The following is a 12,937-nucleotide window of genomic DNA, read 5'->3' as shown; positions in this document are numbered from 1 at the left end:
TGTGGCTACAATTCCTAGTAAAATAGATTTTAAAACTCCTCGTCAAAAGGAATGGGGCATACTTCAGAATAATTCATTGGTTTTACTTAATTATGGAGGGATAACTGATGATAGTGGAACTGCTATAAAATCTTACTCAACCAATTGTTATGCAGATGTTCTGGAGCAGGCAAAAATACTATTAGCAAATGGAACAGGAAGTTTAGGTATACAAGTAGTTGAATTTGTACCTTATGATTATATTATGCAGCCTAATGTATAGGATGTGATGATATGAAACTTATAAAAGTAGAAGATGGAAGACTTGAAATAGGTAATTTCTATATTACCTCAGATATGGCTGATTATGTTGGGTCAGCCACTCTTACTAGAGATACTACTAATAATACTATAAGTTTAGTAAGTGATGACTATATAGAAAGAAAATTTGAACAACAAAATTTTGTAATTGAAATAGAAAAACAAAACTGGGCTTATTATTCTCCCAATGACTATATGGAGGTTTATATAGGAGGCGATAGTGAAATCTGTGGTATTCGAGATGATATTTCAGGACAGAGTAATTGTTGGAAAATAGTGGTAGAGGATGGATATATTCAGGTATACTACTCAAATGATTGTAAAAACTGGTTTAATGCTGGAGGAGATAAATTAATTGATAGTATAACTAGACAGGGATTTAAAAAGAAAAGTGATTCTTCTTATCCTTTTACTTTACAAGACTATAGAATATATAAAAATTCGTATATTACTATACAAAATCTACCTGAAAATACAGTTGCAATATTACAAGACTCTGAAGGAAATGAACTAAAACGAAGAACTTTTGATGAAAATTTACAAACACAAATAATCTTAGATTATTGTGTACCAAATGGAAAATTGATTTTTCTTGACCCACAGGGGAATACAATATACTCAATAGATAATCTAGATATTAATTATGGAGATGTTTTTGTTTTAAGTCCTTATGACTTAGAAATCCTATATAAAGGAATTGTGGTAGTAAATCCTACTTTATTGGATTCTTTTTGTGAGAAAGTATCTATTAAGAATATATCTACTGCTGATACCTATAATAATTTAAGTATAAGTACTACTGATGATTCTGATGATTTAGTACAACTAAGTTTAGATGGTCAAAACTTTATTAATACTTTAGCAATTACAAGTATAGCTCCAAATCAAACTATTGATGTCTATGTTAAAATAATAAAATCAGTAAATGATAGTTCTTATACAGTTAGAGAATTTCAACTATCTATTGGTTAAGGGGGTGAAAGATTGAGTGTATTTTTTAAAATACAAAATATTAACTCAGGAGGTAGTGGTACTGCTATAGATGATACCAGTAGTTCAACTCAATCTACCTATAGTAGTTTTCATATAGATGGATTACTGAATACAGTAAAAAGCTTAGTAAATGATTTAGTCAATGAGGTATCAGGTACTGAGATTATGGAATACCCTGAAAGTAGTCCAGATAGAGCCTCACCTCAGCAAATATTTAATACCCCAGATTCTACTCAGGGTATTCTATGGGTTTTTCGTGAAGGTGTAAAGATGACTGAAGGAGTGGATTATACCAAAACCAGTAATACAACTATATCTTTTACAAAAGAGGTATTACCCACATATTCTGTAACTATATTAAAGCTAGGTAGTAATACTTTAAATACACCAGGCTCATCGGGACCTTTTGTATATACTCAAGTAAGTCCTTTAATCTCCTGGGAAGTAAAACATAATTTAAAATGTCAATATCCTAGGGTATTGGTAGTAGATAATGAAGACAATGAAATAAATTGTGGTATATATTATAGAGATATAGACAGTTGTATAGTTAGTTTTGATATACCTTTTACAGGTAAATGTATATGTAGTAAATAAGACCTAAAAGTTTTATATAAAGCTTTTAGGTCTTTTAATATAAAAAATTAAATTGGAGGAGTATTATTATGAGAAAACAATTAATGAGTTTAGATTTTGGTGGAGTAACTAGGTTGGTAAATATACCGACACCAACCAATGATGGAGATGTAACTAGTAAAAGTTATGTATTGGCTCAAATTCAATCTGCTATAGCTGGTTTAGACTATCAAAGTGATGTTGCTGGAATACAGACAGATGCTACTTTAGCACCAACCTTAACTAATGGTTCTAGATATATTGTAACTAATGTAGCTGCCTTAAATGCTTCCTTTGGAGCTATTTCTGGGGTGGAGAATGGGGATATAGTTCAATACAATGGTTCTGCTTTTGTAGTTGCTTGTGATGTATCTGTTCATGGCTCGGGTATTCTTTGCTTTAATAGGGGAGACAATCAATTCTATAAGTATACTTCAGGTACTTGGTCTTATGGTGGTTTTGCTGCTGTTGCTCCTGGAACTGCTTTAGAGAATGTAAGTGGTACTTTTAATGTACTGTTTGATAATATATCTATTGGTGTAGATGCTAATGGTAAGTTAGAAATTAAGGATAAAGCAATTAATAAATCTAAACTAGGAACAGATATAGCTAGTGATGGTTTGGAACAAAATGAAGATGGAAGTTTAAAGGTTAAGATTGCAGATAGTTCTTTGTCAGTAGATGCAGCTGGCTTAAAACTTAGTGCAACCTTACTTAAAAAAGTTACTGCTACTATTGGTGATGGCTCTGCCACTTCTATAGATGTTCCACACTCTTTAGCCACTAAAGCTTTGCAAGTTTCTGTATATGATAATACTACAGATAATGAGGTTGATTGTGGTGTTCATAGAGCAACTGATAAAGTTACTCTTACTTTTGACACAGCTCCTGCCACAGGAACAATAGATGTGGTTATTATAGGGTAATTAATGGGAGGATAGGTCCTCCCTAATTTTATTATAAGGGGGATATTGATGAATAAGGTTGTACTTTTAGATGATTTAAAATCCTCGAACACAGTATTAAATCAAAATTTTTCTACTACATCACTTACTACTATTGCTGACTTAAGTACTATAGATGGAGTAGTATTAGACTCTATTATAGACGTTATAAATACCTCTGATGTGAAAAGTTTATCCTTTCAGCTTTTAGCTAATAATATAGTTTTATATGGAGGAGTAATCCCCCCACAAAGAACTATTTCACTAGATACTCAGAGAAGTAATTTAGTAATACAGGCTAATGGTGATGGGACAATTAATATGATAACAAAGAAAATATAAAGAGGTGATAAAATGAGTGTTTTTAAAGACCTAGGAGCAAATAAGTCTATAGGAAGTAATATGGTTAGTCTGCTCAGTTATTATACGTATAGTTCAATAATACCTATATTTTTAGAGACTGATGATGCTATTTATTTAGATGGTATCCCTTGTGATAAATATACTTTAGCTCCTATAACCTTTTATAAAGATAGAATTAAAGGATACTATTTAAATACTATAGGATTTATGACTTGTCCTTATACATCTACTAGAGTTTTTGATAGAGATATGGCAGATTCTAATAAATTTCCCTATAGGATGCCTTATTTACCTGTAAATACACTATTAAAGAATAATGCTAGATTAAGTAATGGTGATGAAGTGGTGCTTGCCCCAACTGGTACACTTGCAGCTACCAATAAAAGTAGTATTGTTCTAGTGATAAGTAAAAGTACTAATAAGATTACTTGGATTAATTCAGCAGATTTAGGCAATTATAAAACTGGTATCATTGCTTTGGACGATAATAGATTTATAACAGGCCGAGTTGGATATGGTGGTACAGTTAATACGGATAATACTGGTAGACAAGAAGGTACTTTAAGGTGTTTTAATAAATCTACAGGGGCAATTTCTACCATAACTCTTTGTACTTTAGGATATATCCATAATATTATTGGTAAAACTTCTGTGGGGGATTTAATTGTATTACATTCTATACAAACAGGAGTACCAACCAGTACTGGTGGTTATACTATTAAAATTACTTTTGCAATATCTAAAATATCCATAGTAGATTTATCCATTACTAATTTACTCACAATAGGTGTAACTACTCCTAGTAATACTGCTTATGCTCAAGACCTTCACTTTGAGCCAGCTCTTACTTTGGATAATAGTACTGTTTATTATGTAGATGCAACTGTTGAGGATACAGCTTATAGAGGAGCTAAATATACTATAGGTAAGGCCACCATTGACTTAAACAATGGAGTTGCTACACAAGTACCTATAACAGTAGATTTGAATGGGTTAGTTCCAGCTCTTTACCATATGCCTGAGATAGGTGCCTCAATAAGAAGTGTTGAGTGTACTAATATTATATTGAGTTATTTAAATTTTGGAGGTAAAGAATACCTAATTGCCACTAATACTTCAAATACTTCTGCTACAACTAACTTAACTAATACCCCAGCTAATTATGCATCTTATTGTTATATGTACTTATTTGAGATTAATGGAAATACTCTTAAGTTAGTAGACTATAGACCATGTCCTGGAGGAAGTGCTGATATACCTCAAGCAGTTTTTCCAATGAATAATGCTAAAAATATACTGGTAGTTAGACAGAATGGATTAGATATATTTACAGTAGATACTACAACCTCAAAACTTATATTACAAGATACAATAAATGAGTCTATTTATTCCTGTGGAATAGATGAATTAGAGAGAGTATGGTATGTAACAAGTTTAGATGGTTTAGTAAATGACGCAAAAATAAAAGTATTCTCAGTGGGAGCTATTATATTAGTTAACACAGATTTTGCTGATTCTAATCTCACCTATCAGGGTCAGGATATAGATTCCAATGTAAATGTATCTACTAGAGATAATGCTGGGAATAGAGTAGCTACCAACTTACAATTGTTGCTGGAAGGAAATGCTATATTTACAAGCACAGGAACAAAAACTATTAATATTACAACTAATGCTTCTGTGGATATTTCTGTGCCTATTAAAGTTCAGGGAGATGGAATGATATCCGTATATACTAATATTGTACCAGCAGTTTAAGGGGTGATAATCAATGTCAAATATTACTCTAAGTGATTATGTAAATATTTATAGAAATGCCCTTGGGGGGCCTAGAGTATCTTCTATCAATGCAAGTACAATAAATATTAGTAAAATCAATAATATTATAGCCCCCACTAATAATAAATTTGGTTTTTTAGGGTCAAACTATAAAAGTAATAATCATAGAATTTTGGTATTAAAAACTAATACTAATTTTCAAGACCAAGCAGGACCAGTAATTAAGGTAGTTTCTTTAAATGTTAAAAAGAGTAATCCCGAAATTTTTACTCCAGCTACTCCACAAACTTGGATATATAATATTTGGAAAAACAGTCTATTGGTAGATACTCTATATAGTAGGAATATTACAGTTCAGTTGGATGGCTCCATAGTTATAGTAAACCCTATGCCTAAACAATCAGGAGGAGCTACTGGAGTAGAATTAACCCTAGTATCAGGAAGAACTTGTAGTATTACCTTAAAGACTTCAGTTGAAGGAGTTAAAATATCTTCTATAGATAATTTACCAGCTAGTTTAAGTTTTGATACCTCTACAGCAACTATCTCAGGTGTTATATTCCTAACAGGAACTACAGTATCTAATATTATAATGTCAGATGGGAGTCTTATACAACTAACTATTAATGTAATACCCATCAGTGTATATGATGGTATATAAGGAGGATGATTTAATGAGCTATAAAATAATCAATGACTCAAAGGGATTAAGAGTAGAAGGGTATAATGAGGATATGGAACATTAGGATATATTCAACCCTTTAATCCCTTTACAGGTAAAACTTTTACCTCAGAGGATGAATGCAAATCCTTGTGTGAGGCATTAGATTATAACGTGGTAGAATAGGGGCTAGAGATAGCTTTTTTATTTTGTCTTGTTGTGCGGAATATGATATATTAACCTAAATATATTAATTATACAAGTTAGGGGGTATATTATATGGGAACTATTTTAAAAAAGATAGAATATAGTAAATCTGCAAATGAAAAAGTTGTAGAAATGACCAATTATTTAGATAATATTATTCAAGGTTTTCCTGATGTAGTTATAATTAAAAGAGGAGATAATGGGATTATAGTCGTTCCAACAAAAGCTTATGAGCAATCTTTGACTAGAGGTAAAAACATACTGACATATTGGAGCCATAGAGATTATATTACCCTAGACATTAGGCCTTATTTAATAGCTAATTCTAAAGATGCTAATGAGAGGCAAAGCTGCAGATTTTATAATTTATCTGAATTAGAAGATAGGTCGATTAATGAAATGATAGTTAAAAATTATGAAAGACTAAAGGATTAAGGTTTATTATTTTAAGAAATAATGTAAAGCGAATAAAATAAGTACCAAAGTTTTTTAAAGGAGGTTGTGATAATATGAATACTCCAATAGATAAGGATATATTCATGAAACAAAATGATAAATTATTAGTTAATATGGAAGAATTTTATGATAATCTAACAATATTAAATAATGGACAAGAGTGCCACAGGGAAAAAAGTAAACTAATCCTGGAAAATTGCATTGAAAAGTGTGAAGAAGCACTTAACAATAATTTAATTGTTGTGTTTAAAAAAAATGGCATAGGAAAACGTGAATTTAAATCACTAGATGAATTTAAAAAATGGCTATACAATGATTGTAATGAAAGATTAGGAATCAAAAACGTTAAATATAACCTATAAAGTAAAATTCGAAAAAGAAAAATAAATTATAAATAATATTAATTAATAGTTTAAAGTAGATGTTCATAAAAGTTCTGGAGGAATCCAGAACTTTTTATCTTATTCAGAAACAGGAGGTAATTATGAGTGAATGCTATGATGCAAAGTTATGTGAGGAAAAACATAAACAAATCGATGATACATTAGAGCTACAAAATAATAGACTTAATAAGCATAGTGAAGAAATTCATTCATTGCAAAATGTTTCAGCTGGAAGAACAAAAGAAATGGAAGGTTTAACGAAAGCTGTGAATGAATTAAATTCTAAAATAGAAAAGCTTGTGGAGCAAAATAGAAACTTGTTAATAACAATTATAGTTTTATTGGCAGGTTTCTTTATTTTTGCAATAGAAAAAGGAATTTTTAAATAAGTAAGAAAGGAAATGATATAAATGATAATGACTTATGATTTTGGGCATGGAACAGGCCAAGACAGAGGAGCTTCTGGATATCTAAACGAGGAAACGGTAATTAGACAATATGGTCCAATTGTGGTGGCTAAACTAACAAAATTAGGACATACCCTATATGATTGTACACCACCAGCAAGCCCAGCTTTAACTTTGCCACAATCACTAGCCTATAGAGTGAACAAAGCTAATTCTATAGGTTCACAACTTCATATTTGTATGCATGTAAATGCTTATGAAACTGATAAAGCCACAGGGTGTGAGGTAGAATATGCAAGCGATTCAGGAAAGGCTTATGCAGATAGGATATATCCAGAAATAATTAATGCATTGGGAGTGCCAAAACATGGAGAAGGCTCTGTGCATAGACCTGATTTATACGTACTTAAGTATACAAAAATGATTGCTATTCTTGTAGAGCCTTTCTTCTGTGATACCAAAGCAGACTGTGACAAATATAATGCTGAAAAATTAGCTACTGCCATAGTTAAAGGAATAACTGGGATTGATACATCTATCCAAACTACACAGACTATTGTAGCCACTACGCCTATACAAACAGCTCCAACATATGAGGAAAGTATACCTGTGGGACCAAACATTTGGCAAATACCAGGTATGCCTTTTTTTATTGAACAAAGGTCGGATGGAAATATGGGCATACACTTAGATAGAGGAAATTATCTAGTGATGAAAAAAGGTGAAGCACCAGAAGTTTACTACAACAATAACAAAGGGCAGGGTGGATCTAAGAGATTGTTTTAAAATAAATTCTCATTTTATCAAAGAAAAGATAGAATGAGAATTTTCTTGTGTAAGGCTAGTAAAATAGCCATTTATTAAATTATCAAAAATTAAATTTTAGGAGGAATAGATAATATGTTAGGAAAAGAATTAGCAAATATAATAGCAAGTGGAGTTTTAAGTATTTTAGGGGCTGTAGCTTCTTATGGGGTTACCGTAGGTGTTGCTTATCTTAAAAAGAAAAAAGAGGCTCTTATCAAGCAAATAGGAGTTGACCAATATAATGAAGATTATACAATTGCAAAAGATATTTACTATATAGTAGAGCAGCAGTTTAAGTTCATACCACAGGCAGGGGAACAGAAAAGAAAGGAATTTGACAAACTTTTGCTTGAGAAGATTCCAGGAATATCTCAAGAGGAACTTGACCATTTCAGGGAAGCTATCTGCGGGAAAATCAATACAGAGGTTAAGGATGCACAGCTTCTAGCTCCTCCATTTAATCCTAATACAGATAGTGCAGATGTAGTAAATCAAACAGGTCAATAAAATACTCAGTATGTTAACATTTCACATAGGAAAAACATAGGTATGACATTGGAATAACATTGGTGTTGCATTAAATTGCCATAAAGGATAACTACAATATTAAGTAAAGCAGCTGCAATAAATATTTTAAAATTTAGGAGGTAATAAAAATGATAAAACTGAAATATAAGATAATTTCGGCTGCAATGATTGCAGCACCATTGTTACTAAATACAGGGATTGCCACAACGGTTCATGCGAGTCCAGCTAATAACAAACCAGGAGTAGTTTATAACTCTAAGTACAAAGTGCCTGCTAAACCAGCACCAAAAGTAGTGAATACACACAAGACATCACATACCAAACCGGCACCAGAAGCAACACATTCAGCACCACATGCTAAGCCAGCACCAAATGCACCAAATGCTAGAAGATAACAATGCTATAAAATGAATAAGTCTGCTGAGACTTAGTTATCAGTGGACTTATTTTCATTGTCTAAAATTGAAGTATCAGAGTTTTTAGTTTATTAGTGGTCTTTACAGGCCACTATTATATTTTTGTTTATTATAAGAATATAAATTCTAAATATGAAAGGGTGATAATAAGTATACTTGTTATGTTGAATAATATTTTTAGTATAGTATACGTTTATCAAAATATTATTGAAAATTACCTTTTGGTATTGTACACTAAATAATGTAATAACTAATACAATTGTATACTATATACAGCAAATAATTTAAATGACAAAAATTATACATTATTTTGGTAATACCTGTATTGCATCTTAATAAAAGTAATAAGATAATTAATTATAAATTGGCTTTATCGAAAGAAGGTTTTTATATGTATATAGAAGAATGTTATAATATATTAGAAAAGCAAATAAAAACTCTAGAAAACTTTCAACAAAATAATCTAAGTGAAACGGATACTAGATGTAAAATAATAGATTTTATATTTAAAGAAGTATTAAAATTTGATGAAAAAAGCATAACAAGAGAACCCAGTTATTTTAACAATAATAAAGTAAATTATATAGATTATATATTTGAAACTAATGATAATAAGTTTTTACTTGAGGCTAAAAAAAGTAGCATATTATTTAATCTGCCAGTAAGGGGAAAAAAATTCGCAACCTCAGTTTTGGTTAAAGATAAAAATTTTAAAGAAGCATTTAATCAGGCTAATAGATATTGTGAAGATAAAAAAATTAATGTGGGCTGCATTTCAAATGGTATAGATTTTATAGTTTTTGTAAGAAATAATTTTAAAGGAAGGTATAATTCATACATTTTTAGAGGCCTTGAAGATCTATTGGACGATTTCTTACATTTCTACAATATATTTAATCCTTATTATAGTGCGGAGAGTGCAATGCTAGAAATTTTGAATTTAAATAATACAGAAATAAGAGATATTCCTCAACATGGGAAATGCTTAAATGATATTATTTATGATTCTTATGCAACTATAAATAGAAATCCCATAGATATTTATATTAAGGATTTTAACGAAATATTTCTATCAGATTTAATATCCGATAGAAATATAAAGTATATGGAGAAATGTTATTGTTCTCAAGAAAGTATAGATAAATATAATAGACAGTTCCTTAATGTATTTGAAGATAGCATTCCCAACTTGAATTTACCAGTTATAGGTGCTCAAAATTTTAAAAAGGAATATATAAAGAAAAGTAGAAACGCTAGTATTGATATCTTTCTACCTAAAAGAGAAGTTATGATATTGGTAGGAGGTGTTGGCGCGGGTAAAACGACTTTTTTAAATAGATTCTTTAAAAACATTTTACCAGAAGAAATAAGAAAAGAAACTATATGGATAAATATGGACTTTTTAAAAGAATCTAGAGAAAATATTGATGTTAAAGATGTAATTTATGTGGAAGCTATTAATCAAATAAGAACCAAATATGAACAGTTATACATAGATGATTATGATATGCTTAAAGAGATTTATAAAAATGATATTGAAAGATTAAAAAAAGGTGCATTAAGACCTATATTTAATAATGATAAGGTGGAATTTGAAAGAAAAATATCAGATTTTTTAGTTAAAAAGACTAGTGATGAAGTAAAGTTTGGAGAAGATGTTCTAAAATATTTTTCACAAGATCCTATTTATCATAAAATTATTTGTATAACAATAGATAATGCAGATCAAAAAAGTGAGGAATTTCAAATTAAGTGCATAACAGCTGCACATGACGTAAGTATGAGAATAAATAGTATTGTAATTTTGTCTATGAGAGAAGATTCATTTTGGAGATTAAAAAATATTAATCCTTTAGATGCATATAGAGGGAATGCGTATCATATAGCAGCTCCATCTGTTTCAGAAGTCCTAAGGAAAAGAATATTAGCAGGTGCCGAAATATTGGGGAATATTGATATGCTGTTGAATGAATGTGGTAAATCCATAAAAATAAAGGTAAAACAATTTTTAAGTATACTTAGTGATTCTTTATTTGATAAAGGTAATAACAAAATGGATCTATTTGATAAAATAGCAGCTAATAATATTAGGCTTGCCTTGGAAATGTTAAGTACATTTTTAATTTCTGGACATACCAATACTAAGGAATACATAATGACCTATTTAACTAATGGCAATTATGTAATACCATCTCATGCGTTTATAAGAAGTATAGCACTGGGGGATTATAAGTATTACCACTCTGATAAAAGTTTATTTATAAATATAATTGAAATTGATAATGATGGCTTTTATTCTCATTTTACTAAATTAAGAATATTGCGTTATCTTTGGGATAAGGTTACTGTGAGTAGTGTATTGGGTAAAGGATTTATTTCCATAGATTCGATATATTCCGATTTTAATATTATATGTAACAGCAAAAGTAGTTTTGAAGAAATATTAGACTTGTTACTTAATAAACGACTAATTGAATCAGAGGCTGGATATAGGACAACATGTAAAGATGCCCAATTTATAAAAATTACATCAGCAGGATATTATTATTTAAACGTATTAGTTAAAAGGTTTTCGTATATAGAAAGATTATGCGAGGATACAAGCATTAACTCAAAAAAATATCTTGATAAATTAAAATCGTTTACTGATTTGATAAGTACAGAGGATAGGAAAAATAAACAACTAGAAATAAGGCTAGATAGAGTAAGCCAATTCCTAAATTATTTAAAAGAAGAAGAGAATAATGAAAATATATACATAGAAAATACTGGTATAAATTATAAATTTATGGGAGATATAATAGATAGTTTTGAAAAAGAAAGAGATAAAATTTTAGGGAAAAAGCAAGAGGGTATATAACTCAATACCCCCTCTTCTTTATGTAGATAAAATTATTGAAATAAATTGAAATAATCGGCTATCACCTCATATACTAAAAAATAGGTTACACCTTTAGTATATACATATAATATATGAAAATCAACAAAAATATTAATATAATTTAATAAAAATTATATTAATATATGGATAGTTTTATATATTAGGAAATAATCTCAACTAAAATATAAGGTATTCTAAGGTATTCTTTAGATAAAATAAAAATTTTCATAATAAAAGCCCTAAGCCAAACTCCAGGGCTTTTACCAATTAGAACATAATGAGTGACTTTAAAGTATTCTTATGCGCACTAATTATTATATCCAATTCACCATATTTTATATTTATTTTCCAAGCAGCTATCTAATTACCTAGAGTATTTTTTATAGAAATGCACAAACTTTAAATGTAGCATTAAAAATTGCTCTAGAAAGAGGTGTTGATTATGCCAGGTGATAGTAATAAAGTACTAGTACCAGAGGCTAGAGAAGCCTTAGATAAGCTTAAAATGGAATCAGCCCGGGAAATTGGAGTAAATTTAAAGAATGGATATAATGGAGATTTAACTGCCAGAGAAGCTGGTTCTATAGGTGGAAATATGGTTAAGAAAATCGTTGAAGCCTATGAACAGGGCTTAAAATAAAGTATGTTAAAACCTAGCAGGATTTTCTACTAGGTTTTTAATTTTGATGTTTAATAAATCATGCCTTCAAGTAAAAGAAGGAATTAAAGTAACTACTTCCAATTTTTATTTGAGCCCTGCCATCCACTTTTATTCGGATTTTCATTAGGCTGAGCACCATGGGATGGCATTGTACCATGAGACGGATTTTCATGAGTTGGCATTTTACCCTGGTTAGGGCTTACGCGAATAGGAGTAATACGTAATATAGCGCTATAGTGAATACGAAGTTGTGCCTGACCAAAGTGTGTGAATACAGTTAAAGTTACTACACCTGTATGTCCGTCGTGACTATCTATACAAGCTGTGATTGTACCATGCCATTTAAGGCTGATAAGTACAACTCGACCAATATGATCTTGTATTGTTTCTGGACTAACGTTTGATTTTCTAAAATAGTCACCATAATCATCATAGTCACCATAGTAATTATCAGAGTAATCAAAAGGGCAATAATAATTTTTCACGAGTTATTTCTCCTTATATTTATCACTTCAATATTTATATTATGTTAATAT

16 protein-coding genes are annotated in these 12,937 nt (G+C 30.1%); 15 read left to right on the top strand and 1 reads right to left on the bottom strand.

The window, feature by feature from the left end; all coding sequences use genetic code 11:
* The first annotated feature begins 1 nt into the window (after window position 1).
* From ACJDU8_RS17105 to ACJDU8_RS17035, 15 genes are all read left to right on the top strand, one after another.
* Complete coding sequence (locus ACJDU8_RS17105; RefSeq protein ID WP_406793369.1) at window positions 2-262, top strand: hypothetical protein; 261 nt, start codon at window positions 2-4, stop codon at window positions 260-262.
* Window positions 263-273: 11 nt separating this feature from the next.
* A complete protein-coding gene (locus ACJDU8_RS17100; protein ID WP_406793368.1) occupies window positions 274-1,272 on the top strand; it encodes a hypothetical protein in 999 nt (332 codons plus the stop codon).
* Between the two features lie 12 nt (window positions 1,273-1,284).
* The gene (locus tag ACJDU8_RS17095) at window positions 1,285-1,890 is read left to right on the top strand and encodes a hypothetical protein (protein WP_406793367.1); all 606 of its coding nucleotides are present in this window, start codon (window positions 1,285-1,287) and stop codon (window positions 1,888-1,890) included.
* Between the two features lie 68 nt (window positions 1,891-1,958).
* The gene (locus ACJDU8_RS17090; protein WP_406793366.1) at window positions 1,959-2,834 is read left to right on the top strand and encodes a hypothetical protein; all 876 of its coding nucleotides are present in this window, start codon (window positions 1,959-1,961) and stop codon (window positions 2,832-2,834) included.
* A 48-nt stretch (window positions 2,835-2,882) separates the two neighbouring features.
* Window positions 2,883-3,194: a hypothetical protein gene (locus tag ACJDU8_RS17085; protein WP_406793365.1), complete on the top strand. Its 312-nt coding sequence runs from the start codon at window positions 2,883-2,885 to the stop codon at window positions 3,192-3,194.
* Window positions 3,195-3,206: 12 nt separating this feature from the next.
* Entirely contained in the window at window positions 3,207-4,973 is a 1,767-nt protein-coding gene (locus ACJDU8_RS17080) for a hypothetical protein (RefSeq protein ID WP_406793364.1), read from the top strand.
* 13 nt (window positions 4,974-4,986) lie between these two features.
* On the top strand, window positions 4,987-5,655 hold the full coding sequence (locus ACJDU8_RS17075; protein ID WP_406793363.1) for a hypothetical protein: 669 nt from the start codon (window positions 4,987-4,989) through the stop codon (window positions 5,653-5,655).
* A 279-nt stretch (window positions 5,656-5,934) separates the two neighbouring features.
* Complete coding sequence (locus ACJDU8_RS17070; protein ID WP_406793362.1) at window positions 5,935-6,297, top strand: hypothetical protein; 363 nt, start codon at window positions 5,935-5,937, stop codon at window positions 6,295-6,297.
* A 74-nt stretch (window positions 6,298-6,371) separates the two neighbouring features.
* On the top strand, window positions 6,372-6,680 hold the full coding sequence (locus ACJDU8_RS17065; RefSeq protein WP_406793361.1) for a hypothetical protein: 309 nt from the start codon (window positions 6,372-6,374) through the stop codon (window positions 6,678-6,680).
* Between the two features lie 122 nt (window positions 6,681-6,802).
* Window positions 6,803-7,090, top strand: coding sequence for a hypothetical protein (locus ACJDU8_RS17060; protein WP_406793360.1), 288 nt, complete (start codon window positions 6,803-6,805; stop codon window positions 7,088-7,090).
* A 21-nt stretch (window positions 7,091-7,111) separates the two neighbouring features.
* Window positions 7,112-7,894 (top strand): N-acetylmuramoyl-L-alanine amidase, encoded by a 783-nt coding sequence (locus tag ACJDU8_RS17055; protein ID WP_406793359.1) that lies wholly within the window; start codon window positions 7,112-7,114, stop codon window positions 7,892-7,894.
* A gap of 114 nt (window positions 7,895-8,008) precedes the next feature.
* Window positions 8,009-8,422, top strand: a complete 414-nt coding sequence (locus tag ACJDU8_RS17050; protein ID WP_406793358.1) for a hypothetical protein — start codon at window positions 8,009-8,011, stop codon at window positions 8,420-8,422.
* A gap of 149 nt (window positions 8,423-8,571) precedes the next feature.
* Window positions 8,572-8,838, top strand: coding sequence for a hypothetical protein (locus ACJDU8_RS17045; protein WP_406793357.1), 267 nt, complete (start codon window positions 8,572-8,574; stop codon window positions 8,836-8,838).
* 412 nt (window positions 8,839-9,250) lie between these two features.
* Window positions 9,251-11,719, top strand: a complete 2,469-nt coding sequence (locus ACJDU8_RS17040; RefSeq protein ID WP_406793356.1) for a hypothetical protein — start codon at window positions 9,251-9,253, stop codon at window positions 11,717-11,719.
* A gap of 463 nt (window positions 11,720-12,182) precedes the next feature.
* Complete coding sequence (locus ACJDU8_RS17035) at window positions 12,183-12,380, top strand: alpha/beta-type small acid-soluble spore protein (RefSeq protein WP_406793355.1); 198 nt, start codon at window positions 12,183-12,185, stop codon at window positions 12,378-12,380.
* Window positions 12,381-12,472: 92 nt separating this feature from the next.
* Here ACJDU8_RS17035 and ACJDU8_RS17030 read toward each other — a convergent pair whose 3' ends face one another.
* Window positions 12,473-12,886 (bottom strand): hypothetical protein, encoded by a 414-nt coding sequence (locus ACJDU8_RS17030; RefSeq protein ID WP_406793354.1) that lies wholly within the window; start codon window positions 12,884-12,886, stop codon window positions 12,473-12,475.
* Window positions 12,887-12,937 lie beyond the last annotated feature (51 nt).

Source organism: Candidatus Clostridium eludens, from assembly GCF_045310515.1.
GTDB classification, from domain to species: Bacteria; Bacillota; Clostridia; order Clostridiales; family Clostridiaceae; genus Clostridium_B; species Clostridium_B eludens.
This window is presented reverse-complemented; position numbering and strand designations above follow the sequence as displayed.